The sequence below is a fragment of the Commensalibacter communis genome, assembly GCF_947179105.1.
GTDB classification, from domain to species: Bacteria; Pseudomonadota; Alphaproteobacteria; order Acetobacterales; family Acetobacteraceae; genus Commensalibacter; species Commensalibacter communis.
The window spans coordinates 194166-219309 of sequence record NZ_CAMXCK010000002.1 but is presented as its reverse complement, the minus strand read 5'-3'; the positions used below and the strand labels follow the sequence as shown (position 1 = coordinate 219309).

At 36.4% G+C, this 25144-nt stretch carries 25 protein-coding genes; 9 read left to right on the top strand and 16 right to left on the bottom strand.

What is annotated here, in order from left to right; translation table 11 throughout:
* Window positions 1-278: 278 nt before the first annotated feature.
* The 6 genes from PQG52_RS05675 to PQG52_RS05650 all read right to left on the bottom strand — a co-directional run bounded on the left by PQG52_RS05675 (window position 279) and on the right by PQG52_RS05650 (window position 7773).
* Window positions 279-875: a DUF3828 domain-containing protein gene (locus PQG52_RS05675; protein WP_271828406.1), complete on the bottom strand. Its 597-nt coding sequence runs from the start codon at window positions 873-875 to the stop codon at window positions 279-281.
* Between the two features lie 103 nt (window positions 876-978).
* Complete coding sequence (locus PQG52_RS05670; protein WP_271828405.1) at window positions 979-1923, bottom strand: carbohydrate kinase family protein; 945 nt, start codon at window positions 1921-1923, stop codon at window positions 979-981.
* 32 nt (window positions 1924-1955) lie between these two features.
* Window positions 1956-2612: a class II aldolase/adducin family protein gene (locus tag PQG52_RS05665; RefSeq protein ID WP_271828403.1), complete on the bottom strand. Its 657-nt coding sequence runs from the start codon at window positions 2610-2612 to the stop codon at window positions 1956-1958.
* A 259-nt stretch (window positions 2613-2871) separates the two neighbouring features.
* A complete protein-coding gene (locus PQG52_RS05660; RefSeq protein ID WP_271828402.1) occupies window positions 2872-4116 on the bottom strand; it encodes an NAD(P)/FAD-dependent oxidoreductase in 1245 nt (414 codons plus the stop codon).
* A 21-nt stretch (window positions 4117-4137) separates the two neighbouring features.
* Window positions 4138-7527, bottom strand: coding sequence for an MFS transporter (locus PQG52_RS05655; RefSeq protein WP_271828400.1), 3390 nt, complete (start codon window positions 7525-7527; stop codon window positions 4138-4140).
* Between the two features lie 21 nt (window positions 7528-7548).
* Window positions 7549-7773, bottom strand: a complete 225-nt coding sequence (locus PQG52_RS05650; RefSeq protein WP_271828399.1) for a YiaA/YiaB family inner membrane protein — start codon at window positions 7771-7773, stop codon at window positions 7549-7551.
* Between the two features lie 152 nt (window positions 7774-7925).
* On the opposite strand from PQG52_RS05650, the gene PQG52_RS05645 reads away from it, so the two are divergent.
* Window positions 7926-8507, top strand: coding sequence for a TetR/AcrR family transcriptional regulator (locus PQG52_RS05645; protein WP_271828397.1), 582 nt, complete (start codon window positions 7926-7928; stop codon window positions 8505-8507).
* Between the two features lie 11 nt (window positions 8508-8518).
* Here the strand turns inward: PQG52_RS05645 and PQG52_RS05640 are convergent, their stop codons facing one another.
* The 4 genes from PQG52_RS05640 to PQG52_RS11460 all read right to left on the bottom strand — a co-directional run bounded on the left by PQG52_RS05640 (window position 8519) and on the right by PQG52_RS11460 (window position 10621).
* Window positions 8519-8944 carry a DUF1090 domain-containing protein gene (locus PQG52_RS05640; protein ID WP_271828396.1) on the bottom strand — a complete coding sequence of 142 codons (426 nt, stop codon included), beginning with the start codon at window positions 8942-8944 and terminating at the stop codon, window positions 8519-8521.
* Window positions 8945-9017: 73 nt separating this feature from the next.
* On the bottom strand, window positions 9018-9659 hold the full coding sequence (locus PQG52_RS05635) for an SGNH/GDSL hydrolase family protein (RefSeq protein WP_271828395.1): 642 nt from the start codon (window positions 9657-9659) through the stop codon (window positions 9018-9020).
* A gap of 181 nt (window positions 9660-9840) precedes the next feature.
* Window positions 9841-10278 carry an SDR family oxidoreductase gene (locus PQG52_RS11465; RefSeq protein ID WP_408869539.1) on the bottom strand — a complete coding sequence of 146 codons (438 nt, stop codon included), beginning with the start codon at window positions 10276-10278 and terminating at the stop codon, window positions 9841-9843.
* Window positions 10235-10621 carry an SDR family NAD(P)-dependent oxidoreductase gene (locus PQG52_RS11460; protein WP_408869538.1) on the bottom strand — a complete coding sequence of 129 codons (387 nt, stop codon included), beginning with the start codon at window positions 10619-10621 and terminating at the stop codon, window positions 10235-10237. The genes PQG52_RS11465 and PQG52_RS11460 overlap by 44 nt, the downstream gene beginning before the upstream one ends.
* Before the next feature lie 191 nt (window positions 10622-10812).
* Here PQG52_RS11460 and PQG52_RS05625 point away from each other — a divergent pair, with 191 nt between their 5' ends.
* A complete protein-coding gene (locus tag PQG52_RS05625) occupies window positions 10813-11076 on the top strand; it encodes a hypothetical protein (RefSeq protein WP_271789740.1) in 264 nt (87 codons plus the stop codon).
* Window positions 11077-11116: 40 nt separating this feature from the next.
* Here the strand turns inward: PQG52_RS05625 and PQG52_RS05620 are convergent, their stop codons facing one another.
* A complete protein-coding gene (locus tag PQG52_RS05620) occupies window positions 11117-11689 on the bottom strand; it encodes an SIS domain-containing protein (protein ID WP_271828394.1) in 573 nt (190 codons plus the stop codon).
* A gap of 50 nt (window positions 11690-11739) precedes the next feature.
* Window positions 11740-12666, bottom strand: coding sequence for a 16S rRNA (cytidine(1402)-2'-O)-methyltransferase (gene rsmI, locus PQG52_RS05615; RefSeq protein WP_271828393.1), 927 nt, complete (start codon window positions 12664-12666; stop codon window positions 11740-11742).
* 55 nt (window positions 12667-12721) lie between these two features.
* Here rsmI and PQG52_RS05610 point away from each other — a divergent pair, with 55 nt between their 5' ends.
* The 4 genes from PQG52_RS05610 to PQG52_RS05595 all read left to right on the top strand — a co-directional run bounded on the left by PQG52_RS05610 (window position 12722) and on the right by PQG52_RS05595 (window position 16859).
* Window positions 12722-14077 (top strand): penicillin-binding protein activator, encoded by a 1356-nt coding sequence (locus tag PQG52_RS05610; protein ID WP_271828392.1) that lies wholly within the window; start codon window positions 12722-12724, stop codon window positions 14075-14077.
* 207 nt (window positions 14078-14284) lie between these two features.
* Window positions 14285-15448 carry an iron-containing alcohol dehydrogenase gene (locus PQG52_RS05605; RefSeq protein WP_271828390.1) on the top strand — a complete coding sequence of 388 codons (1164 nt, stop codon included), beginning with the start codon at window positions 14285-14287 and terminating at the stop codon, window positions 15446-15448.
* A gap of 51 nt (window positions 15449-15499) precedes the next feature.
* The gene (locus PQG52_RS05600) at window positions 15500-16171 is read left to right on the top strand and encodes a LolA family protein (protein ID WP_271828388.1); all 672 of its coding nucleotides are present in this window, start codon (window positions 15500-15502) and stop codon (window positions 16169-16171) included.
* Window positions 16172-16262: 91 nt separating this feature from the next.
* The gene (locus PQG52_RS05595) at window positions 16263-16859 is read left to right on the top strand and encodes a YebB family permuted papain-like enzyme (RefSeq protein WP_271828386.1); all 597 of its coding nucleotides are present in this window, start codon (window positions 16263-16265) and stop codon (window positions 16857-16859) included.
* Between the two features lie 484 nt (window positions 16860-17343).
* Here PQG52_RS05595 and PQG52_RS05590 read toward each other — a convergent pair whose 3' ends face one another.
* Both PQG52_RS05590 and PQG52_RS05585 read right to left on the bottom strand, forming a co-directional pair.
* Window positions 17344-18699, bottom strand: coding sequence for an AtzE family amidohydrolase (locus tag PQG52_RS05590; RefSeq protein ID WP_271828385.1), 1356 nt, complete (start codon window positions 18697-18699; stop codon window positions 17344-17346).
* On the bottom strand, window positions 18696-18869 hold the full coding sequence (locus PQG52_RS05585; protein WP_271828384.1) for a DUF4089 domain-containing protein: 174 nt from the start codon (window positions 18867-18869) through the stop codon (window positions 18696-18698). Before PQG52_RS05585 ends, PQG52_RS05590 begins: the two co-directional genes overlap by 4 nt.
* A gap of 344 nt (window positions 18870-19213) precedes the next feature.
* Here PQG52_RS05585 and queE point away from each other — a divergent pair, with 344 nt between their 5' ends.
* Genes queE through PQG52_RS05570 form a run of 3 tightly spaced genes read left to right on the top strand, consistent with a single transcriptional unit; the run spans window position 19214 to window position 21111 of the window.
* On the top strand, window positions 19214-19849 hold the full coding sequence (gene queE, locus PQG52_RS05580; protein ID WP_271828382.1) for a 7-carboxy-7-deazaguanine synthase: 636 nt from the start codon (window positions 19214-19216) through the stop codon (window positions 19847-19849).
* Window positions 19849-20577 carry a 7-cyano-7-deazaguanine synthase QueC gene (gene queC, locus PQG52_RS05575; protein WP_271828620.1) on the top strand — a complete coding sequence of 243 codons (729 nt, stop codon included), beginning with the start codon at window positions 19849-19851 and terminating at the stop codon, window positions 20575-20577. The genes queE and queC overlap by 1 nt, the downstream gene beginning before the upstream one ends.
* Window positions 20578-21111: a 6-pyruvoyl trahydropterin synthase family protein gene (locus PQG52_RS05570; protein ID WP_271828381.1), complete on the top strand. Its 534-nt coding sequence runs from the start codon at window positions 20578-20580 to the stop codon at window positions 21109-21111.
* A 338-nt stretch (window positions 21112-21449) separates the two neighbouring features.
* On the opposite strand, the gene PQG52_RS05565 is transcribed toward PQG52_RS05570, so the two are convergent.
* Window positions 21450-23273, bottom strand: a complete 1824-nt coding sequence (locus PQG52_RS05565; RefSeq protein WP_271828380.1) for a DUF4422 domain-containing protein — start codon at window positions 23271-23273, stop codon at window positions 21450-21452.
* 130 nt (window positions 23274-23403) lie between these two features.
* Entirely contained in the window at window positions 23404-25062 is a 1659-nt protein-coding gene (locus tag PQG52_RS05560; protein WP_271828378.1) for a ribulokinase, read from the bottom strand.
* Window positions 25063-25144: the final 82 nt, after the last annotated feature.

Genomic DNA, 25144 nt, shown 5'->3' with positions numbered 1-25144 from the left:
AATCGATACCATTTGCAATGATATAATATAAAACATACTTCTTTTTGAAATAACATTTGTGAATATAAATCATTTGAAAATATTGAGGCTTGATGATTTTTGCTTAAGGCAGTTAAGTGCCTACGGATCTATTTTTAGCAGGCTGTTTTATTTGGCATTGATAGAATAATAGTAAACCGACAATTCCATATCCATCAGTGCAATGAGACCTTATAAAAGAAAAGAATTTTTAAGGTTTCTGCTTGTTGTTATATTAGTGATGGTATGCCATTTTAATATTATTGAATTGAACTATGATAATATTTACGTAGTTCTTCTTTCCATGTCTTTTTGATACCAACATTTTTTTCATCAGTAACATCATCAATGAACCAGTGATTGTCTAAGTTAATTAAATTAAAATAAGTATGTTGTTGACCAGGGCGATCGGTTGTAAAAACATCATCTTTTTGAAAAGTGTCACTACCGTTTATAACAAAATCAAATGAAACTTTTACTCTTGCGGTATGTTCAGTTTCCTGAAGAATTCCGATATTTCTAACAATTAGACCATCCATTGGATCTTGGCAGTTACAGATAAAATCATAATCCATAATGCTGCCATCGCCTTGTTCAGAGGTCAATTTATTATCTTCTTTGATGACTTTGAAAAAATCAGGTGAAAAGAATTGTTCACTTTTTGAATCTGTTCGATCCAGCCCAATATCATTTGATTTGTTATCTTGTTGAGGTTGATAAAAGGAATAAACTTGTTCGACTGTTTTAGTTGGGCTTGATTGTCCATGGGCTGTTTGTGTTTGCAAAAGAAACAGCATTCCTATTAAGGCAGTAATCCCACAATAATTTTTGGCAAGATTAAAGTAATTTATCAGCATGTTCAACAATACCTAGGATAGATGAGGTAACAAAAAAAGAAGAATATATTTTGTATAATATACTCTTCCTTTATAATACTGAATTTATATACTTAATCTATATTTATTTGGTGGGTAATGTATTCATTGCATGTATCGTATCATCAAAAGATACTAATTTTCCATCCGATCCAAGTCCCATCGCAACCTTTGCGGCAACCGCAGAAGCAAAACGAGCAGATTGAGGTAAATCCCATCCTTTAATCAACCCTACAATCATGCCTGCACTAAAGCTATCCCCACATCCTGTCGTATCAACCACTTGGATATCGTAAGCAGGAAGCGTAAAGTCTTCTCCTGATTGTGGGGATACATAAACACCGTCCCCGCCCATGGTTAATACGATATTTTTGGCACCAAGTTTTTTATAAAACAGGGCGATTTCTTTTGGATCAGTTAAATGAGACATTTCGCCAGCTTCTTCAATGCTGGGAATAAAATAGTCAATATAAGGCAAGCAAGGTTCGACCAACGCAAATGTTTTTGCGCTGGCTCCGATAAGATCATAAGTCGTCGTGCGACCTAGTTCCTTGGCTTTTTTTAATAGATTGACGGTTGGTTGCCCATCAAATGACTTTAATAGACCTGTGCCCCCAACATGAATAATGCGAGCATCCAAAACTTTGTCATATTCAGATTCATCAACATTAAAAATAGCGGATGCCCCCATAACATGTAAAGCAGGTCTGCCACCACTCTCAGGTATAGGTAAAATTGATGCGGAAGTTTGTGCTTTGTCTGTTTGTTTGATGAGGGAACAATCAACCCCAAACCCTGTGAGTTTAGAGCGAATATAATCCCCCATATCATCTTTACCAACCGTAAATACACCCTGCACAGACACGCCTAGAATACCGCAATCCATCGCTGTTGCCCCCGCAGTGCCAGCAACGGTCATGCGGATTTGGTCAATAAGTTCTAGCTTGCCTTCGGGGGGAATGGCTTTAATGGGGCGACCCAATATATCAACATCACATAGTCCAATAGAGCTGACATCAAAGCATGGCATCGTGATATTCCTTTCATTATATTACTATTTGACTAATCCGCATGACCATAATTGCTGATTTTTTCAACAATAGCATCGATTTGATCGTGCGATAAAACTCTGGGCTTGCCTAATTGCAGAGCCCCATGAAATTGCTTTGCAAGTGTTTCTACTTCTACCGCCAACCACAAAGCTTTGGATAAATTGGCTCCGACAGCGATGATGCCATGATGTTCTAATAAACAGGCCTTGCGCCCTTCTAAAGCTTTTAACGCCTGATGAGACAAGGCTTCTGTACCAAAAGTTTCGTAAGGTGCACAGCGAATATTGTCCCCTCCCGCAACGGCGATCATATAATGAATGGCTGGAATATTCAGTCCCATAATTGAGATAATAGTTGAATAAGTTGGATGAGCATGAACAACTGCATTAACCTCGGGACGTGCGTTTAGAATATCTAAATGAAAACGCCATTCGCTGGATGGTTTCAAAGATCCTTTGACAGAACCATCCGTTTCCATACGGACAATGCTTTCAGGCTTTAACTGCTTATAGGGAACACTGGTGGGGGTAATTAATAAATAATCTTCGTGGCGGACACTGATATTTCCAGAAGTGCCCTGATTAATCCCAAGGCGGTTCATTTCAAGGCATGCTTCGATTATTGCACATCGCTTTTCGAGTTCAATAGGAGAAATATTTTGAGGCATTAAATAACTCTTCACTTTGATTTTTAATATCAGCAGCCCCATTAAAACAACATATACGTTATTTAAAATAGTGCATACTTTACAGAAGAGTATCTTGAATTTTCTTAGATTAAAAATAACGTTTTTTTTACTAATATTATTTTAGAATAAATTATATCTAATAAAAATTATTATAAATGCGTATTTTAAGAAATTTATAAAACATTCTCAGAATGAAATATAGAGCAGTTTTTATCAACCACTCTATATCTATTCGTATTTATCTTGATATCGAACGAAGAATATCTGCAAAGATTGCACTTATTCCTTTGAAGGGGCCTAATATATTAATTTGATGACTGCGGTATAAAAATGTATGCGCTAAATAGGCCAGCATCCCTTTGACATGGGTGCTGTGTCCAAAGGTTCCAAAAGATCCATAACGACCAACGCTGATTAAAGATCCATAATCTTTATAAACAAATGCTGGAATATTAGAATCTTTGTTAATTAATTTTACAAAATTAGCACTTAAGTAAATAGCTTGTTGGCGTGCCACTTGTGCTGTCGGAGCCAATGGATTCTTTTGTCTGGAAGAACAATCACCAATCACAAAAATATCGTCGTGATTTAATAAGCGAAATTGTTCATCTGTCACGAATTGTGCGTTCTTGGAACGCTCTGTATTTGCAATATCACCTTCCACATCTATTGCTTTGATCCCTGTTGTCCATACAACTTGATCTGCGGGTAAGGTGTCCCCAGAATCTAAAACAACATGATCTTTTGTGACTTCTGTTACACGCGTTGAAAGTAACGTTTTTACCCCAATATCATCCATTGTTTTTTGAACAGATTTACTGATATTTTTTTGGAAGCCTGGTAAAACTCTGTCCCCAGATTGGATAACCGTTAAATCAATATGCTTATTAAAATCATGGTCTGTATATTGTGAAGCTTGTTGTAGCATTTCAGCAATTTCACCAGCAAGTTCAATACCCGTTGCCCCAGCCCCAACAATAACAACATGATGTTTTGTATGCAAAATGGTCGATTGCATAATGTATTTTTTTAAATCATGATGGAATTCAAGCGCATAACCAACGTCATCAATCGTATAAGCGTGTTCATTAACACCTTTAGTATTAAAATCATTGGCTTTACTGCCTAATGCAATGACAAGATAATCGTAAGAGACGCATCGTTTTGGTAAAATTTCATCACCATACTGATCAATATATGGTGCCAGAGTAATTTCTTTCGCCTCTGTATCGATTGATGATACTTCACCAGGTTGAAAGGTAAAATTATGTCGTTTGGCTTGGATCAGAAACGACATTCCCTGCTCCTGCAAAGAGGCGCTGCCCGCAGCAAACGTATGTAACATAGGTTTCCATGTATGAAACTCATTTTTGTCAATTAAACATAATTCATATCGGGAATGATCAATTTTTTTATTGATTCTGACCAGGAATTCAATCCCGGCAATTCCGCCTCCTAAAACGACAATTTTCTTCTTACTCATTGTATAAAATGCTCCATTTTTTTATAATTGTAATCGCTTTTGTAATTCTGGGTAATTAATTTTGCCTGTTGCAAATAGAGGGATTTCTTTGACAATTTTCAAATTTTTAGGAATCATGATTTTTGCAATATCATGTTCTTTACTATAGGATAATAACAGCTCAAGGGCAGCATCTTGTTGTGTTGTAATTAACAATAATTGTTCGCCTTTTTTATCGTCTGTTAAATTGATCACAGCATTTGTGGCTTCTGGCCATATTTTACTGGCAATAAGTTCTACCGTCGTCATAGAAATCATTTCTCCACCAATTTTTGCAAAGCGTTTCACCCGACCAGTAATTGTCACAAATCCATCTGTATCAATATCTACAATATCCCCAGTGTCATACCATTCATCTTGCATAGGTTGAATGACACCAGGATTAGTATGTGTCATATAGCCTATCATAATATTTTGACCTTTGACTAACAATTTTCCACCTGTATGAATCCCCGAGACAGGAACAAGTCGATGGGCGATGCCTGGTAAAAATTGACCAACCGTTCCTTTACGATGGTTTATAGGGGTATTTAATGCAATAACAGGCGAACTTTCCGTAGCACCATATCCTTCAAAAATACGAACACCAAATTTTTCAGCATATAATTGATGTGTTTCGTCTTTAACTTTTTCTCCACCAGTAATGATATATCGCATGGCATAAAAATCGTAAGGATGTGCATGTTTGGCCCAACCATTCAAAAAAGTATCTGTCCCAAAACAAATCGTTGCATCTGTATCATAAATTACGGATGGGATCGTTTTATAATGTAAAGGATTAGGATAATGAAAAGTTCTGACGCCAAAAAATAAAGGAAGTAATGTTGCACCAGTCAATCCAAGAGAATGAAAAATAGGCATTGCATTAAAAACGTGATCTGCGCAGCTGAAGTCAATAACAGAGGCAACCTGTTGACAGTTAGTTAGGATATTATGATGGCTTAAAACAACTGCTTTTGGGTGTCCTTCTGATCCAGAGGTTGATAAAATGACTGCAGGAGATTGGTGAGAAACATTCATACCAGGAAGACGCTCTGGACGAAGCAAATCTACTTGTGCTTTGACCTTGTCAGTTAATGTAAAGCTTTGGATAATATCTTCTAAATAAATAATTTGGATATCGTGTTTAAGTTTGGCCTCTAAATCGCCTAGGTTGGCTTTTTCGATAAAAAGATGGCTTGAAATAATCGTTCTAATCTTTGTTGTTTGACAAATATTTAAAATATTTTCAGTCCCTGTGGATACATTGATTGGGTGTGGAACACGCGCAATCGCAGAGACCGCCATGAAGGAAATAATCGCCCCACAAGATGTAGGTAATAATAAACCAACGCACTCGCTTTCCTCTGTTTGTTTCTCAATTTTTCTGCCAAATAAAACGGCACCTAGACATATACGTTCGTAAGTAAAAGGCTCTCTTTTAATATCCTCAATAATTTCAGTTTTTTTGCCATAGATATCTTTTGCATCGATTAATGCTTGAAAAATGGTTTTTTCAGTGCTTTTCGCAGCAAAGGAAGTGTTGATCATAATTCGTTCTATTGTTTTTGTAATTTGATATCTATTTTCTTGATGAGACATTGTTGGGTCAAGATAGTCATTGATGTTAATCGGGGGTTTAATAGTAATCGATATTCGGGGAAATAAAGATAATGGTAATTTTCCTTTCATGCGTCCAAAATATCCAAATTGTAATCCATTTATGTAAATTGGCAATATCTTTGCATTGGCGTTATAAGCAACAATGCCAGCACCTTCGTAAATTTTCATCAAATTTCCTGTTTTTGTCAGGCGTCCTTCAGGAAAAATGACTAATTTTTGTTTTCCATCACGCACGGCATGAACCATATCTTTGATGGCATAAGGTGATTGTATGTCTACTTGGAATGTTTTGACGAACGCAAGAAATGGACGAGCCCACCATTTTTGTGCTGTTTTGGTATAGATTGCAAAAGCTGGCTGTTCTGGGAGGCAACAAGATAATAAGCTGGCATCTGCAAAAGAGGTATGATTGGATATAATCACGACTTTATCACCAGCTTTTGCAAAGTTTTCCATTCCTTCAACGGTAACTTTATGAAAGACTTGAAAATATAATTTAAAAATGAACTGAAGAATTTTTGAGGAAAAAAATCGCATAATGTAAACTGCCACAAATAAGTTAATAATAGAAAGTGAAATAAAAAGAGATGAAGACGATAAACCATAAGCATTAGCTCTGGCCCAGATAAAGGAACCAATAACCATCATGATTGCATTGACGATGTTGTTTCCTGCAATAATTCTGGCTTTGCTGGTTTTTGGAGATTTTTCTTGAATAATTGCATAAAGCGGAACGGAAAAAATCCCACAACAAATTGCCATTAAGGTTAAATCAATAAGAAGGCGATATCCTGTAAAAGAGGTAACCAAGCTAGATAAAGAATCCATTCTATGGATTGAAAAAAGTGCAAATCCAAAATCTAAACAAAAGAATGAAATCCCAAGTGCTGCGATTGGAATAAAGCGAGCAGATATCGTTCCTTTTAGTAATCGAGAACATAAAATAGATCCACCCGCAACCCCCAAAGAAAAGCAAGCAATGAATAAATTGGTTAGATAATGACCATTATGTAGGATAATTTGAGAGGATATATCGAAGATACCCGCACCCACAACAGAGCCAATTGTCCAAAACCAAGAGATACCTAGAATACATAACCAGATACTACGATTTTTGTGAGAAAGTACAATGGTTCTGTAGGTTTCTTGGATGATATTGAGGTTTAGTTTTATGTCTTTATCAGCAGGTTCAATTTTTTTAATTTTAAAGACAGAAATTAAACTTAGAATTGAGAGAATAAAGGCAGTCCCACAAACCCAATATAGTCCTCCAGGAAAAAGAATAAGGGAGCCACCAAGTAACATGCCAATCAATACAGCAATAAACGTAGAGGTTTCAATGAGGCTGTTACCAAAAAGGATTTTCTTTTTCACAACAATCTCAGGGATAACACTATATTTTAATGGACAATAGAATGCCTCTGCCGTTCCAAGTAAAAACAAGCAACCAAGTAATATTGGAACATGCTGATTTATAAATCCTATGAATGATACAGGGACTAAAATGATTTGGATAATTTTTACAGCAATCATAACGCGTTGTTTTGAAAATTTATCTGCAATCTGTCCAGCGGTAGCTGAAAAACAAGCATAGGGCAGAATAAATAATCCACCAGCAATCGCTGCAATCCCTGTGTTTTGGTAGTTCATAACGAATAAAGCCATAACGAGCATTGCATTTTTAATCATGTTTTCGTTCAACACACCACAAGATTGTGCCAAACATAAAAACCATAAAGAACGTTGAGAGGTATTGGATGTTTTTGGCATGATTGGTTGCCTTATTTCTATTTATTCAGTTGGTTCTGATTGATATTGGGCTTGGTCACGTAGAGTTTTTGATAAAGAAATAGAGGATTGAACCAAAAATAAACTAGCAAGGCCAAGGTAAGCTCTGAGCCAATTATCCATAGGCATGTAAATTACTGCGAAAGCCATGGCGACGATGGAGACGGTGAAACTGACCCATGTGAATAATACCCAGCTGCTGGTTGTTGTATTTGATTGTTTTGACATTTTCGAATCCTTATTTATATATTGAACATTGTTCATTAAACACGATTCGAGATAAAACACAAGAATTATTTGAACATGGTTCAAAAATATTTATATCTTTTAATTTTTAATGTTAGAGTACATAAAGATATAAATGAAAAGGAGGAAAGCAAATGGGCCGTAAAGGTAAAGATCCAGACGAGTTGCGCAAAAAGATTATTGATATTGCCTACACAATTATTGTTACCGAGGGTTTGCGTAAGTGTACAGTACGCGCCGTTACGAAAAGGGCGGGTTGCGCATTGGGGTCATTGGGATATTTATTTACAGGGCTAGATGATGTTATTCTTGCGGTCAATACGCGCACATTAACTGAAATGGGTCAATATATGTTTGAAAAAGCTCAAGCTGAAAAAGAAGAGCAAGTTGTTGATCGATTAACTGCTTTAGCATTGGCTTATTTTACTTATGCAAAGGATTATTTTAATCAATGGGAAGCGCTTTTTGTATTACGCTTTTCTCAAAGTGAATTACCCTCTGAATATTTACAAGTACGTAGTCAATTGATTTTAAAAATCACCACGTTATTTTCTAAAGACATGACCGATCAAAAGAAAAATATTATGTTGGCCAGAACTATGTATGAAGCCGTGCATGGTATTGTTGTATTGGGGCTAGATCATAGATTAGGTGGAACATCTCAAGATGTTGAAAATAGAATTCGCTTGTTAGTTTCCACCATGATTAAAAATTAAATAAATAGGAATTATTGGTTGGCTTTCATTTTATTCCTGAAAGCCTCTAGAGCTGCTTGTGCAGCCTTAAACTCAGCTTGTTTCTTTTCCAATTTTGCTTGTTTTTTAGCAATTTTCTGAGTGTCACCATTTTGTTGAGCTTGTTTCAATTCATCAATGGCTTCAAAGACATCTTCTTGTTCATCATCAACGTCTTCTTGGTATTTTTCTTGAAGATAGGAGTTCGTGCATTTGTTATTTATTCTGGTCAGCTTATGTTCAAACTTGTCTATTTTGTTCTGATTACTGGATTGCTTGGCATAAGATATTTTTTCTTGAATATCTGCAGCTTTTTCTTTGCAGGTTTTAAAATCATAATGATTCACTGCAAGTGCAGGAATAGAAAACAGTAATAAAGTTGAAAAACAACCCACTTTAACCATTGATTTAATCATCATTCTTGCTCTCCTTGGTGATGTATTGTTTAATTAAAATAAGCGGAGAGTATGGTGTATCTATGGCGGGATTTAATTATAAATTCTCGATTAAATTGTGAATAGAATGGGCTAACTGGACCTGTTCATCCAAATCATAATAAATGCCATCAATTTCGCTGACCGCGACGACCGAACCAACATCTAGGTAGGTCAAATGATGCTTTTGAGCGATCTTTTGATAATAATGGTTAAGCAATTTTGACTTTTCTTCACCACCTGCAAAAATATTGCTTAAATCGCCTCTACTTTCTTTGATAGGTGGAGGGCATAGTAAAATAATTTTAGGGCAATTTTGATTTGATTTCAGATGGTACGTTTTAATCTCTGAAATTAATTGGTTAATGGAATAAGAAATATCAGCAGCAGTGACTGAAAAGCGTGTTTTAAGATCATTCGTTCCCAGCATTAGAACAAAAATATCAATTGGTGTATGGCTTTCTAAACACGGGCGTAAATATGTTAAGCCATTCTTGTGTTTTCCTTCGATAGGATCATCATGAACGGTTGTACGCCCTGGTAATCCTTCTTCAATGATATGATATTGTTTTAAGCTATTTTGTAATATGCCTGTCCAGCGTTCTCCTGAAGTAAAACGATCACTTTTATCAAAACTAGACATGGGTTTTGTGCCGTGGGTATTACTGTCGCCGTAAAATAAAATTGTTTTTTTTTGCATTAGAACTTCAATAAATTAAAATTGTAAGGGTTAGTAGAAGTCTTTATATTTTGGAGCAATTCGTTTTGTTTGTAGCATAAAAAGTTGGCTAGTAAACTGAACAAGATTTATTCTGTAAACCAGCCTACTGAAATCGATTATCACCAAGATTTATGTTTTATCTTAGCTGAGTTATAATTGATTAGCGGTAAACAATACCACCGTCTGTAATAATAGATTGACCAGTAATATAGTCTGAATCATCGCTACATAAAAATGAAACCAAAGCAGCTACATCATCAGGTGTTTGCGCACGCCCAAGGGCGATTGAATCAATCATTTTTTGATAAGTTTCACCTTTTGGTGCACCTGTAATTTCAGAGAAACGATTATCGATTTCGACCCACATATCTGTTCCAACAATCCCAGGGCAATAGGAGTTGACGGTTATACCGGCCGAAGCATATTCTTTTGCTGCTGTTTGTGTTATTGCACGAACTGCAAATTTAGTTGCTGAATAAATTCCAAGGATCGCCATTCCATCATGCCCAGCAATAGAGGAAGCATTAATAATTTTTCCTTTTTGCTTGCGCTCTTTAAATTTTTTCAGAAGCCGCTTGAATTCCCCATAAAACACCATTCACATTAATTTTAAAGATGCGATCGATATCTTCAGGCGTGACATCTGCCAATGGTTTAACAGCAGCAATTCCAGCGTTATTAATCATTACATCAAAACCACCAAGTGTTTTTTCAGTATGTGCAACGGCAGCAAAAACAGCATTGCGATCGCTGATATCGGTGACGCAGACTGCAGCTTTACGTCCCAGTTGTTCGATTTCTTGGGCGACATTTTCTAATTGTTCTTTTTTAAGATCTACAAGTCCTACATTGGCACCTTCTTTGGCTAGGCGCAAAGCAATACTGCGTCCAATACCTTGTGCAGCACCTGTGACTAAAATGACCTTATTTTGAAGTTTCATGAAATTTCTCCCTAATATATAAAATAGAATGAGCGGTTCATATCATGTCATGATATATAAAATATCGGAACTATTAACTATCTTTAACATCTTAAGTTATCTTATCAAATAAAATAACTTTTACTATAAATGATATTTAAAATTTATATCTTGTAATTTCTTAGACTAACCTATTGAAGTTAAGGTAAAAAATGCAAAATAAAGAGCTTTCAAAATATATTCATCTGATTGGATGGATCGGAACATTTACGGCTTGTTGTATGTATTTTTTTTATATTCCACAGATTTGGGATAATTTACATGGACATGTTGCGCAACCTTGGCAGCCTGCTGCTGCAATGGTGAATTGCACAATTTGGGTATGGTATGGGGCCAAGGTCAAAGATTGGCCCGTTGCAGTAGCCAATGCACCAGGAATTGTGTTTGGGTTTGTTGCTTTTGTTACTGCTTTATAATAAATTAAGGGTAATATCATTACCCTTAATTTATTATACTCTATGCAAAATCTCTTGAAAGACCCTCTAAGTTTGTATGTTGGTTTTTCATTTTCTCAAGCGAGACGTTGCATTGCTTCATCAGCATCATGGTAACAATATCTGTAAATAAAAATAAAGACTGTTCCAGTAAAGTCGACATCGGTTGAATGGAATGAATTTCTGTCTCAGTTCCAAAAATCTGTCCTGGCACACGAACACATAAATCAGCATATTGTCCATGTTCATTTTCTGGATGTGCGGTTAACAGAACGATACGCGCACCTGCTTTTTTAGCCAGTTGAATAACGTTTAGCTCGACATTAGTAACTGCGCAATGCACAATTAAAAGATCACCTTTGCCAATATAAGGAGTTGTCGTATCGTAAACAACATAACTGTCAAATCCCATATGTTTTAATCGCATTGCAAAACCACGAACGGATAATTGCATTCTGCCCATACCATAGAGTTGAATGGTTTTAGCTTGTTGGATTTCTGTAATAAGTTGTTGTATTTGTTCGGGGTTAACGGCCATTAATGTTTCAAGATTTTCTTGAATGACCTTGTGAACAAGGTCTTTGTAAGTGTTCATGATGATTCTCCGTGATATATTCAATTGGATGAGCAAGAATATGAATTATTTTATTTGTTTTTACTTAATTCCAACGCACGTTGGTAAACGATTTTCTTTGGCAAATGAATGGCGGTAGCAACCAATGAGGCTGCATCTTTGACAGACAGGGTTTGTAAAGCCGTTTGTAGTTGTTGATCTAAATCATCTTCGGTAATTTCATCTTGATCGGGTGGAGGCCCCAGCAAAACGGTGATTTCACCCCGAGGAGGTGTATTGGTGAAATGTTCTATTAATCCTTGCAGTGTATTGCGTTGCACTTCTTCAAATTTCTTGGTCAGTTCCCGAGCGACGGCGGCAGAACGATCATTACCAAAAATAAGGGCTAAGTCCTTCAACATGTCGACTAAACGATGGGGGGCTTCATGCCATATGAGGGTTGCTTTTAGGCCGGCCCGTTCTGCGGCTTTTAAAGTGGTAAATCCATTTTGTCTGGCTTGTGATTTAGGTGGTGGGAACCCCACAAACATATAAGGATGGGGTGGAAGACCAGAAAGCGTTAATGCCGTCAATGCTGCGTTAGCACCTGGAATAGCGGTTAATGGAATATTTGCTTCAATAATCGCTTTGGTTAAACGATAGCCAGGATCGGATAATAAAGGCGTGCCAGCATCTGAAACAAGGGCGATTGCTTTGCCTTGTTGCAACATTGAAATAATTTGTGTTGTTCGTTGTACCTCATTATGTTCATGAACACTTTCCATACGAATAGATATCCCATATGCTGTAAGGAGCTTCGCAGTAACGCGAGTATCTTCACAAAGTAAAATATCAGCCTCTTCTAACGTTTGTTTAGCTCTGAGACTGAAGTCGCTAAGATTGCCAATAGGGGTAGAAATAAGAATGAATTCGCCAGACCCTTTGACTGATTCTTTAGAATTTTGTTGATCTGTTAAAGGTAAGGAAGTATCTGATAGCATAGATTTTTCTTGTTTCATAATAAAAGCAATCTTAAAAAGTATAAAAGTTCGGTTATATAAAGGAGCACAAATATTGAGTAAGAACATAAATCCTTTACAGAAAAAAGGGATTTCTAGGCAAGCAAGTATAGTGACTAAATTATTAAAAGCGAGTGTTTGTGTTCCGGTTTTAATAATAGCAGCTTGTTCTTCTGATGGGAATGGCAGTTCAAATCCTGTAATTTCTGCAAATAATAATCCTAAAAAGCAAGTTGGATTATTATTACCGCTCAGCGGTCGTAATGGTGCTTTGGGGAATAATATGATGCAAGCAGCCAAATTGGCGCTTAGCGATCCTTCTGCACCTAAACTGGATGTTTTTGATACAGAGCAAGCAGGGGGAGCTGCTGAGGCAGCACGTAAAGCTGTTGCTGCGGGTGATGGAATTATTTTAGGACCGTTAACAGCCACGAACACAACCGAAGTAGCATCTGTTACCACAGCCAGCAATGTCCCAGTCGTTGCGTATACCAGTGATGTTTCAGTTGCAGGTCCTAATGTTTGGGCGTTTGGTGTAACTCCAGAACAACAAGTATTAACGATGGTTCGTGCAGCAAAGAATGAAGGCAAAACAAAATTTGCAGCTTTGTTGCCTGAAAATCCTATGGGCAAAGCAATGGGTAATGCATTGATCAAAGCCTGTGCTGATCTAGGATTATCGCAGCCTGTTATCGTTTATCATACAGCGTCTAAAGAAGACATTACCCAACAATTAAAAACATTATCTAATTTTGATGCACGGGTTCAAGATGCTAAAATGAATCCAACGTCACCTGCTGCTGTAAAACCATCCTCAACAGGTGATAGTAACGATGGTAATTTGTTGGATGAGCTAGCACCAACAGAAACAACTTCTTCAACACCTAAAAACGATGCTAAAAATTTAGCGCTTGGAAATCCTCCATTTGATGCGTTATTGCTAGCGGATACTGGGTTACAATTACAATCTGTCATTGATGCTTTGGATGAAACCCAAGTTTCCTCTACCAAAGTCAGGATAATGGGCCCTGGATTATGGGGGGCGTTTGCGTCTAAATTAGGCAAGCTGCAAGGTGCATGGTATGCATCTCCTGATCCTCAAAAAAGAGCAACATTTGCACAGCAATACAGGGCTAAATACGGCGTTGCACCAAAGCCATTGGCTGATCTAACGTATGATACTGCTGCTTTGACCAATTCTTTGAGCAAAATTGGTGGGTATACATCGCAAAACTTAATGCGTGCAGATGGTTTTGATGGCGTGGATGGATTGTTTGTTTTACAAGCTGACGGTCATGTAAAGCGTGATTTACAAATCTTCCAAATTCAACGTTCTGGTGGTGCTAAAGTGATTTCTACGCCTTCAGTCGTAAAACCTGCTATCAATTCAACAAATACGACACATAGCTAGTTGTTGTAATATATAAAGTGCATAAGAAAGGGTGATTTTCTTTCTTATGCCTTATTAAATTTCCATATAACCTATTGTTAATCATAATTAATTCCTTTTAATTATATATTTTCATAGTAGATATGATAATTTTTCATCTATTTAATGGTTAATGATTTGATATATTCTTTATTAATAAATTAATTTTATTGTTAGTGAAGGTATATTATGGCACTTCAAAATTTTGAATTTTGTAATCCTACGCGGATTGTTTTTGGTCAAGAAACTATTAAAAAATTAGATGATTTAATCCCTGCAACAGCCAAAGTTTTAATTATTATCGGTGGTGGCAGCGTTCGAAAAAACAGAACGTTATCCGAAGTTGAAGCAGCATTAGGAAACCGTCAATTTGCGGTGTTTGAAGGAATAGAACCCAACCCAACATTTGAAACCTCAATGAAAGCTGTTGAGAAAATTCGTCAGGAAAATTTTGATTTTCTTCTTGGTGTTGGTGGTGGATCTGTGATGGATGCAACCAAATTTATTGCTGGGGCAGTGCATTACAAAGGAGATGCTTGGGAAATTGTAACCAATGGAGGCAGTAATATTACCAGTGTAGTGCCTTTTGGATTTGTTCCTACATTGCCAGCAACAGGATCAGAAATGAATTGTGGTGGCGTTATTTCACGCAAATCTACGAATGATAAATTGCCTATTCATAATGATCTTTTATATCCTTTATTTTCTATTTTAGATCCAACCAAAACATACAGCTTACCTAAAAATCAAGTTGCAAATGGCGTTGCTGATGCGTTTGTTCATATTATGGAACAATATTTAACCTATCCTATTCATGCAGCAGTGCCTGATCGTTTTGCCGAAGGATTATTATTGACTTTGATTGAAGAGGGGCCAAGAACCCTTAATAATCCAGAAGATTATGAAGCACGTGCAAATTTCATTTGGGCAGCAACGATGGCATTAAATGGTCTGATTGGTGCTGGCGTTCCTCAAGATTGGGCGACTCACATGATCGGCCATGAATTGACGATTTTATATGGTATCGATCACGGTCGAACATTATCGATTTTGTTACCCTCTTTGATGAACGAAATGCGCAAAGATAAGCACGGCAAATTGGTTCAATATGGTCGTAGAGTTTGGGAATTGCAGGGCAATGATGAAGAAAAAATCATTGATGAAGCGATTGCGAAAACCCGTGCATTCTTTGAAAGCCTAGGCATTCAAACCTATTTGAAAGATTATGATGTGGATAGCAGTGCGGTTGATAAAGTCGTTGAACAATTAAATCGTCATCAATTAACAGCCCTTGGGGAAAAAGGTAATATATCCCCTGAAGTGGCTCGTCGTATTGTAGAGGCTAGCCTTTAATTAAAAAAACCTCTATATAAGAAATTATTATAGAGGGAAAGGAACCTGTTTATGAAGTCTATACGTCTTATTACTGGCTGTATTGGGATATTAGGAATGGCTTGCCTTGGAATAACAGGTTCTAGTAATCAAGCAGCTGCACAAGTTGTTGTATCAACTTCACCTAATAATGGTGGTGGTATGCAGCTTTCAGCTCAAGACCAAGCTTTGTCCAATCAAGCGCAAACATGGATTAATCAATTAACCACGCTTGAAGCAAAGTTCCAACAAATTGCTCCAGACGGTCAGCGTAGTACAGGAACGGTATGGATAAAAAAGCCAGGTCGTATTCGGTTTGAATATAATAAGCCCAGCCAGCTTCTGTTAGTCGCGAATGATGGCAAAATGGTTTTCCACGATAGCGAAGTTGGGCAGACAACGACTATACCTTTGGATCAAAGTCCATTAGGGTTGTTGTTAAAACCGCAACTCAGCTTTTCTGGCGATGTAACGATGACGAATTTCACGCCACCGAATAATAATGGCTTGTTCCAAATTACCGTTGTGCGTACAGCCTCGCCATCGGATGGCAGCTTAACATTAATTTTTAATCAAAATCCGATGATGTTAAAAGCTTGGCGTGTTTTAGATGCTCAAGGGCGCACAACCATGGTTGATTTATATGATTTGCAACCAGGTGTTTCTGTTAAAAATAAACTCTTTAGAATGGATTTTGGTGATTAATCAGCTTGTTTGCATCTAGTAAACAAAAGATATTCAAAAACTGATTCTATGATAAAGTTTAGGCTTATAGTTAACATATAGGCCTATTTTTATGAAAAATTCTCAAGCTACTATACAGGATTTTGATCAAACATCATTACGGATAGGAGATGTTGTCTTTATTCGTATTGATAATTTTATATTTAATAGAGTAGCAAAAGCCACCTTATCATGGACAAATCATGTAGGGATTATTATTGGCTTTAAACATAACGAATATTGGGTAGCAGAAAGTACAATTCCATTTTCAAGGATTATTCCCTTATCTAAATTCATAGCCCGATCCCAAAAAGGCTCTTTTGTGATTGCACGATTAAAACAGCCCTTAAGTAACACGCAAAAAATAAACATTATGCACGCTGCAAAAAAGAGAATGGGGATATTATATGACACAGGGTTTAATTTACGGTCTGGTCGTCAATTTTGCTCTCGATTTGTATATGAGGTTATCAAAGAAGCCACAAATCTTGAATTGGGGGAAGTTGAAAGTTTTAGAAAGTTGTTACATAAAAATCCTGAATATGGATTAGGCTTTTGGAAAATATGGTTTTTAGAATTTATTCCTTGGCAACGCTTAACAGTAACCCCAGCCAGCCAATTTAATAGCAAGGTCATTGAATTGGTTTATGATTATCGTTGTCAAGAGTGAATACCGAACATTAAGATTGATGTGTTCTAATGTATGTGAATTGAAACAGAAAAAGGATCGTTACGAGCAAATGATTTTGAAGACGTAAATAATGCATCATATAGATGTTAGAAATCTATTAGAGCGTACAAAAGAAGCAAGAACAATTGGGTTGTCCAGAAGTTGGTTACCTAAACTGTTGAAGATAATGATTATTATTGTGTAAGACCCAATGATAAGGTTGCTTTTTGGTCAAATAATGGCTCAATGGATGGAACTTGGGATAATATTGCCACTTGGACTCAAGATGTTGGAATTGGTGGCAATTACATAAATAGTCTGATGGCAATAGATTTGTTTTTGATGAATCATGGGTATGAGCTGCGAAGATGATGGTATCTCTTGCCCAAGGGGAAATATCCCAAGAGCAAGCCATAGAATATTTAACAAAACATTCTAAATTCTTATAAAAAACTCGCAATATGATTGAAAGGATTTACCATTCTTATTTATTATTTAGTTGTTTTTGATGAAGAATAGAAGCTTTTGCTATTCCTTTTTGTTCTAGCATAGTACCCACTTCAAATAATAAATGCTCTTGAAATGGTTTTGCCATAATTTGTAAACCAAAAGGCAAATTTCCGTCCCTAGCAATTGGAACAGATAAAATTGGGCATCCAGTAAGGCTTAGGGATTGTGTGTATATTCCAATATTTGTGTATGCAGAAACAGATTTTCCTTTGACTGTAACGACAGGATCATCAATCTTGGGTGCGATATCTCCTGTAGTCGGTGCAATCAGTAAATCATATTCTTTAAAAAGTGTATTTATATATATTTTAAACCATTGTTCTATTTTTTTTGCTTGTAGGTAAGAGGACGCTGGTAACATAGCACCTGCTATTAAACGATCTCTAGTGTCTGGGTCATATTTTAAAGGATATTTTCTTAATATTGGCAAATGTAAAGCGCCTCCTTCAGAAGCCGTCATTAGATATGAAGCGATGCGTGCTTGCTCAACATATTGTAATTCAATTTTTTTGTCGGATTGAAATAAAACCATAATATCTTGTATGACTTTTAAAATCTCAGGGTTTACATCTCTTTCAAACCATCCACCCAACTGTGCAACTTTTAAATTTGATGATAAAGCATTAACAGAAGAGTTAAATGTTCCAGCCATTACATCACAAATAATCTTTAAGTCTGTGATATTTTGGCAGAATGGACCAACAGTATCACAACTTTCTGATAATGGATAAACGCCTTGCATTGGCATCGAATGATAAGTAGGCCTAATGCCCCATACTCCGCATAAAGCGGCAGGAATACGTATAGATCCATTGGTATCAGAACCTAAGGAAAAAGGTAAAATTCCAGCCGCTACAGAAGCAGCTGATCCTCCCGAAGACCCACCTGCAAATCTTGAAGTATCATGAGGGTTTCGCGTAATTCCATAGTAAGAATTATCTGTGATAAACCCATAAGCAAATTCATCCATATTCAATGTTGCAATAGGAATAGCCCCTGCTTCACATAGACGCTGGATAACAGCAGCATCTTTAGATGCGGGTTTTTCATGATTAAATACTTGCGAGCCTGAAGTCGTAATTTCTCCTTCAAGATCAAATAAGTCTTTGACGCCAAAGGGAACCCCTGCTAATGGACCAGGATCTTTACCATTAGCAATTAAAATATCAATATGATGAGCAGCTTTTAAGGCGCGTTCCTCTAAAATACGAGTGACGCTTTTAATAGAAGAATTCGTTTGTTTAATAAGATTTAAATAATGTGTGACTATATCGTGAGCAGAATAGTGACCAGAACGAATATTCGTTGAAATTTCTTTTATTAAGCTCATATATTTGGTTCCTCTGTTTTAGGCTGATTCAAATCACATTCTTGAATAATTTTGCTATAATCTTCTAAAAACTGCAAATTATGTTGCACGCCTTTAAATGCTTCTTGAGGAATTTTCAAATTAATCATTTTTGATAACTTATCAATGAATTCAGCGGAAAAATTATTCATTTTGAGACTCCTTTAATATTTATGAAACAACATTCTTTAAAACAGAAACGACTGGTATGTGAACTGCTTAACATTATAAGCTAATAAAATTTATAAATAATATGATCAACCTTGTAACAATAGACCGCTCTTTAAACGGTTGACAAGACAATCAATCAATAACTTGTTTTCGTTAAATAGGATTATATCAAGATGATGGTATTTTCTGCTTAATGGTAAATATTCTAAGAGTAAGCTATAGAATATTTAAAAAACATTCTAAATCCTTATGAAAGACGATATATAATACCTATCTTATAAAATAAGACTTGTAATTTTGTTTGTTTTCTTGGAAACCCTATCCCATGAGTTATGCAATAAAAGAAATTTTTTTAACCCTTCAAGGTGAGGGCGGACAAATTGGGCGCACCGCCGTTTTTTGTCGTTTCACAGGGTGTAATTTATGGTCAGGACAAGAAGCAGACAGAGCCAGTGCCGTTTGTCAATTTTGTGATACTGATTTCGTTGGCATGGATGGCGAGGGTGGAGGGCGTTTTGTTGATGCACAAATGCTTGCTAATGCCATAGAGCAATGCTGGGGACAGCGTGACCAGAAGCAACGGTTTGTCGTGTTTACTGGCGGAGAACCTTTGTTACAATTGGATGAACAACTTATTCAGGCTTTAAAACAAAAAGATTTTTACATAGCAGTTGAAACCAATGGTACGTTACCAGTGCCAAAAGGGGTTGATTGGATTTGTGTCAGCCCAAAAGCAGGGGCAGAGTTAATGCAAACACATGGCGATGAATTGAAATTAATCTATCCTCAGGAAGGATTAGACCCTCAAGATTTTATCAAGTTTGCTTTTACGACCTTTCGTTTACAGCCCAAAGACGACCACAATAAAAAGGAGCATTTGCAAAAAGCGATTGAATTTTGTCAAAATAATCCTGTATGGCATCTTTCGCTACAAACGCATAAACTTATAGGAATTCCATGATGACCGACGATCACACTGTTTCTTTTTCCGAAAGTGCTTTGGTTTTATTTTCTGGTGGGCAAGATTCTACCACTTGTTTGGCATGGGCGTTACAGAGGTTTCAAAAGGTTGAAACATTAGGGTTTCATTATGGACAACGCCATGATGTGGAAATGCAATGTCGTCATGGAATTCGTCAGAAAATTAAGGATATTAATCCTTTATGGTCTGATCGTTTGGGTGAAGATCATGTATTAAATCTATCTGATTTTGGAGCCATTTCTGAAACCGCTTTAACGCGTGAAACTGCAATCGAATGGGATAAACAAGGGTTACCTTCAACCTTTGTCCCAGGTCGTAATTTACTCTTTTTAACCTATGCAGCCATTATTGCGGATCGTCGTCATTTACGTCATATTATTGGTGGGATGTGTGAAACGGATTATTCTGGTTATCCAGATTGTCGAGATGACACAATCAAGGCATTACAAGTTGCCATTAATCTTGGAATGAGCAATCGTTTTGTTTTGCACACGCCTTTGATGTGGGTTGATAAAGCAGAAGAATGGCGTATGGCTGAACAATTAGGTGGTCAGCCACTGATAGAGCTCATTAATAAAGATACCCATAGCTGTTATTTAGGAGATCGCTCTCACGCTCATGAATGGGGGTATGGATGTGGTGAATGCCCAGCATGTGAATTACGTCGCTCTGGATGGGAAAATTTCGTGCAGCAAAAGGATAAGTAAGTGTTAGAGTTCGTTTTCACACGCCGTTTTGCAATGGCCCATCGTTTGATTCATGGATCAAGCGAGATTTGTGCGACGCCTCATGGGCATAACGAAGAGGTGCGAGTTTATTTAAAGCCAGTGGAGATCAAGCCTTTAGATGGAAAACAAAATGTTGTCGTTCCTTTTCAACAAGCGAAAACAACATGGCATCGTTTTATTGACGGTTCGGTCGATCATGCCTTTCAACTCGCTGAAAATGATCCGTTGGTTGAGTGGTTTAAACAACATGAACCACAACGTCTTTCAAGATTACTCATTACGCCCGGTGATCCAACGACTGAATTATTGGCGTGTTTGTTGATGAGTAAACTTAATTGTTTTTTGACCGTTGAACAGTCAGGCTTATATTGTGAACAAATTGAGATTATGGAAACACCAACGAATACTGTGCGTTTTACAGGAAATCCGCTGGAGTTTATTCCAAATACCCGCCCACCAGAGCAATGCTGGTGGCGACGTGCGGATATGAGTATGTCAGAATTGAAAATTTAATAGCGAATTATAGCTATTTTTTGGCCAAATAATATTTCGCTTCAAAATGGCCTAATTGACTGCCTGTCACGATATTAATTAAGCCTTCTTTTCCAAGATTATCTTGATTGGTTAAATTATAGATTTTTCTTCCAACGACAGAATATCTTTTTTCATCTCCTCCACCAATAATTATATAGGTTTCTTCATCTATGGATAATGCAACTATTGTTTTACTCTGTCCTTTGAGATTGTAAATGCAAGTTAAAAGAGAATCAATGTTAGTAATTCGAGCCTCTGTTTATTATCGTAAATGCATTGACAGTTATCAATTTAAAAAATCATTTGTTTGATTCTTCTTAGTATTTGATTTTCATAAATTGTAACAACCTTCCAATTCTTTCCTTACTTATATTGAATGTTTTTTTCCCAAATTGAAAGGTAACGTCGTGCTGGTATACCGCAATGGATGTTTTAGATACGGAAAGAATGAGTTTTTCTTGAGTCGAAAGTTTTTTATAATTTCCTTTAAGGCGGTACTTCCAGTATAAAGATCTGAACGGATGATTACAAGTGTATCTCCAGGGCTTTCTTTGGTCTGTATAATGGATAATACCTATGTTCTGTAAAGCATCTTCAGCATCTTTTATGGAATATTTATACTCAAGCTCATTATATCCTAACATTCTACTATTAATATTCCAACGTAATGGGATAATTTTAGTTTTATTTTTAAAAGTTAAGTTTAAAATATCTTGATCCTGCAAGGTAATAATATCTTTATTTTTGTAATAGTTTTCAAAATAAGTTATGAAAACATCACGAAATTCCTGTCTGATTCTCTCAATGTCAAAAATCATAATACCTGCATTAAAATAATTATTATCATCTAAAGATAAACGTCTTGATTGTAAAATACCTCCCTCGTCAAGAACACCTCCAACACACATACCTTCTAAAGGTTCTTGCCATAATTCAGCAATATTACTATATACGACAATATCTGAATCGAGATAAATAATCTTTTTTACTTCTTCTGGCAAAGTATTTTGAATAACTAGTCTGTAGTAAGTATTCAAAGATATGTAATCTCTATTCATTGGAAGGCTATTTAATAGTCTTTTGTTAATTCTAATATAATGAATACGAACATTTTTATTTTCAGAATTTTGGATCTTTTTTCGGTTATGTTGAGATAATTTCTCATCATGTAAAATATAGATATGGATAGCTTGTAAGGGGTGTGCATTATGAATCATTGAAGTAATAACAGTATCACCATGAGCACTATAATTATCATCAAAAGACATACAAATATTAATAGGTTCGTCAATGAGGATTTTAGGCTGTTTATGCTTATGCTTTAATATAGCCTTTGTATCATAGGTAGGTTTATCAAATACACCAAAGGTGATTCCAAGAGTAGTTAGCTTTAATCTTGGGTATTTATTTCGAGCATAGGTAACATAACAATTTGTTAACCTTTCTGCAATAAAACCCCATATTCTATATTGATACGTATTATATGATGAAATATCGATTCTTTTTTCTGCCTCAAATAATACATCGAACATAAAATTACAATATTCATGAAAGTATTCTTTTTTCATGATCGCAATATTGCCAAAAAAGCATTGTTTAGAAGTTAAACTTTCTAATAGAGCAAAGTAAAAGTTTGGATATTTATCTCTTACGATTTCCATAACAATGTCAAGGTCTTTGCTATAGTGCTCTTTTGCATAAAATTCATAAGACGTCATTAAATGATGATTTGCACCGACAGGATGAATATTCCACACTGGAGCAGTTATAATATCGTAATTGGAACAAAAATTGATTATATTCTCAACATCCCATCCACGTCTCTCAATTTCGTCTTCTGTAATTTCATTAATGATATAAAAATTATTATCATCTTTTATGAAATGCAAATATCGACGATAGTGCATTAATCCATAATAATCAGCATCTAAATTCTTCCATGCCCAATATAAGGCTGTTAATTCACACCAAGATTTATTTTTGGCAGAAATATTGTCCCCCGTATTATCTCCGATACAATAATCCAGAGTTGTTTTACTAATTTCTTTACCTACATGAATAGGAATGAGGCACTCATTTTTGACATAAGGTGATTGTTTATGATGGCAAAGTAAGATTTTAACAGATAGTGAGTTGTGCATGAAGATAATACCTTATATTGTTTTTATGTAAGATTGAAAAAGATATAGGACAGATTAATAAAGACTGCAATTCAACATTATAATGTTTTATAAAATAATCATAATCAATTCATAAATTAATGAGGTTTTCTCATCTATTATATTGTGGCTCACAAATTTCCGACCATTTTAGATATTGTGTGTAAATAGCTTCATACTGTTTGGCTCTTTGCAGATCAGGTGTCATTGTTTGAGCAACAGGGCTGGCCATATGTTGTTGAGCTTCTGTTACATTTTTATATAGTCCCGCGGCGACAGCGCCAAAAATAGCACCTCCAAGCGCACAACATTGATCGGATTCAGAAATTTCGATGGGACGGTTCATTACGTCAGCACAGGCTTGCATAATCACGGGTGATTTTTTGGCGATTCCACCAATGGCCATTACGGTATGAATAGGAATATCTTGTTCAATGAAACATTCCATAATGGCACGCGCCCCACAAGCTGTGGCAACGACAAGGCTTCCGAAAAGAGTAGGGGCATCACTGGCCAAAGTCATACCTGTGATTGTGCCTTTCATGCGTTGATTAGCATAAGGGGTTCTGCGTCCGTTAAACCAATCCAGAGCAATCGGTAAGTGATTTAAATCAATGTGATTATACCATTCTTGTGCAAGATCATTTAAAAGGGTTTTTTCTGCTTGTTCTAACTCTTGAGGATCAGAAATATGTTTTTTTAATTGTTGTAATGGCCAAGAAAGTAATCGTTGATACCATGCAAATATATCGCCGAAAGCAGACTGCCCCGCTTCAAAACCGATATAACCTGGAACGATACTGCCATTGACTTGACCGCAAATGCCTTTGATAAAGCGATCATTAACTAGCTCTTTTTCTGCTGTTAGCATATCACAAGTTGATGTCCCAATCACCTTGACCAAAGAATAAGGTTTAGCACCAGCGCCCACTGCACCAATATGGGAATCAATACCACCACCAGCGATAACCACTTTTTCTGAGAGTCCTAATTTTTCAGCCCATTCAGCGGTTAAGGTGCCAACAGAAACCTCGGCAGTATATGTATCTGTAAATAAAGGATAGGGTAATTCATCAATCAATGAAGGATCAAGATCTTTGAAAAACTCATAGGAAGGTAACCCCTCCCAATGTTCATTCCATAAACATTTGTGCCCCGCAGCACAACGGCTACGTTTAATATCTTGAGGTGCGGTGGTGCCAGAAAGCAACGCAGGAACCCAATCCGAACACTCGATCCATGAAGCAGCAGCTTTTTTTACGGCTTCATCTTGTTTAAAAATATGTAGGATTTTTGACCAGAACCATTCCGAAGAGTAAACACCACCACAGCCTTTTAAGTATTCTGAATGCTGTGGTTGCTCACATAGCTTATTAATTGCCTCTGCTTCTTCAATGGCGGTATGATCTTTCCATAAAATAAACATAGCATTGGGATTGTCTGCAAATTCAGGTAACAGTGCCAAGACTTGACCTTTTTCATTGATCGGGGCAGGGGATGAACCTGTTGCATCGACACCAATTGAAATTACATGATCGGCGGCAGCACCCAGTTGTTGAACCACAGATTGAATGGCTTTGGTAAATGATTCAATAAAATCCAAAGGATGTTGTCGAAATTGATTTTTTAATGGAACACAATATTGTCCTTGTTTCCATCTGGGATAATAAACGACTTCTGTGGCAAGCTCTGTCCCTGATGAACAATCGACGGCTAGCGCACGCACAGAGTCGCTACCAAAATCTAGACCAATTGAAATTGCATTTGTCATTTTATATAGGTTCCAACGTATAATGTTTTAGAGTGCAGTGTATCGTTATTAGTTCAAAAAAATAAGACAATGCAGCTTAATC

Coding starts and splice junctions, on each gene's coding strand:
- PQG52_RS05675 (WP_271828406.1), bottom strand. CDS start 875: ATGCTGATAAATTACTTTAATCTTGCCAAAAATTATTGTGGGATTACT.
- PQG52_RS05670 (WP_271828405.1), bottom strand. CDS start 1,923: ATGCCATGCTTTGATGTCAGCTCTATTGGACTATGTGATGTTGATATA.
- PQG52_RS05665 (WP_271828403.1), bottom strand. CDS start 2,612: ATGCCTCAAAATATTTCTCCTATTGAACTCGAAAAGCGATGTGCAATA.
- PQG52_RS05660 (WP_271828402.1), bottom strand. CDS start 4,116: ATGAGTAAGAAGAAAATTGTCGTTTTAGGAGGCGGAATTGCCGGGATT.
- PQG52_RS05655 (WP_271828400.1), bottom strand. CDS start 7,527: ATGCCAAAAACATCCAATACCTCTCAACGTTCTTTATGGTTTTTATGT.
- PQG52_RS05650 (WP_271828399.1), bottom strand. CDS start 7,773: ATGTCAAAACAATCAAATACAACAACCAGCAGCTGGGTATTATTCACA.
- PQG52_RS05645 (WP_271828397.1), top strand. CDS start 7,926: ATGGGCCGTAAAGGTAAAGATCCAGACGAGTTGCGCAAAAAGATTATT.
- PQG52_RS05640 (WP_271828396.1), bottom strand. CDS start 8,944: ATGATGATTAAATCAATGGTTAAAGTGGGTTGTTTTTCAACTTTATTA.
- PQG52_RS05635 (WP_271828395.1), bottom strand. CDS start 9,659: ATGCAAAAAAAAACAATTTTATTTTACGGCGACAGTAATACCCACGGC.
- PQG52_RS11465 (WP_408869539.1), bottom strand. CDS start 10,278: ATGGTGTTTTATGGGGAATTCAAGCGGCTTCTGAAAAAATTTAAAGAG.
- PQG52_RS11460 (WP_408869538.1), bottom strand. CDS start 10,621: ATGAAACTTCAAAATAAGGTCATTTTAGTCACAGGTGCTGCACAAGGT.
- PQG52_RS05625 (WP_271789740.1), top strand. CDS start 10,813: ATGCAAAATAAAGAGCTTTCAAAATATATTCATCTGATTGGATGGATC.
- PQG52_RS05620 (WP_271828394.1), bottom strand. CDS start 11,689: ATGAACACTTACAAAGACCTTGTTCACAAGGTCATTCAAGAAAATCTT.
- rsmI (WP_271828393.1), bottom strand. CDS start 12,666: ATGAAACAAGAAAAATCTATGCTATCAGATACTTCCTTACCTTTAACA.
- PQG52_RS05605 (WP_271828390.1), top strand. CDS start 14,285: ATGGCACTTCAAAATTTTGAATTTTGTAATCCTACGCGGATTGTTTTT.
- PQG52_RS05600 (WP_271828388.1), top strand. CDS start 15,500: ATGAAGTCTATACGTCTTATTACTGGCTGTATTGGGATATTAGGAATG.
- PQG52_RS05595 (WP_271828386.1), top strand. CDS start 16,263: ATGAAAAATTCTCAAGCTACTATACAGGATTTTGATCAAACATCATTA.
- PQG52_RS05590 (WP_271828385.1), bottom strand. CDS start 18,699: ATGAGCTTAATAAAAGAAATTTCAACGAATATTCGTTCTGGTCACTAT.
- PQG52_RS05585 (WP_271828384.1), bottom strand. CDS start 18,869: ATGAATAATTTTTCCGCTGAATTCATTGATAAGTTATCAAAAATGATT.
- queE (WP_271828382.1), top strand. CDS start 19,214: ATGAGTTATGCAATAAAAGAAATTTTTTTAACCCTTCAAGGTGAGGGC.
- queC (WP_271828620.1), top strand. CDS start 19,849: ATGACCGACGATCACACTGTTTCTTTTTCCGAAAGTGCTTTGGTTTTA.
- PQG52_RS05565 (WP_271828380.1), bottom strand. CDS start 23,273: ATGCACAACTCACTATCTGTTAAAATCTTACTTTGCCATCATAAACAA.
- PQG52_RS05560 (WP_271828378.1), bottom strand. CDS start 25,062: ATGACAAATGCAATTTCAATTGGTCTAGATTTTGGTAGCGACTCTGTG.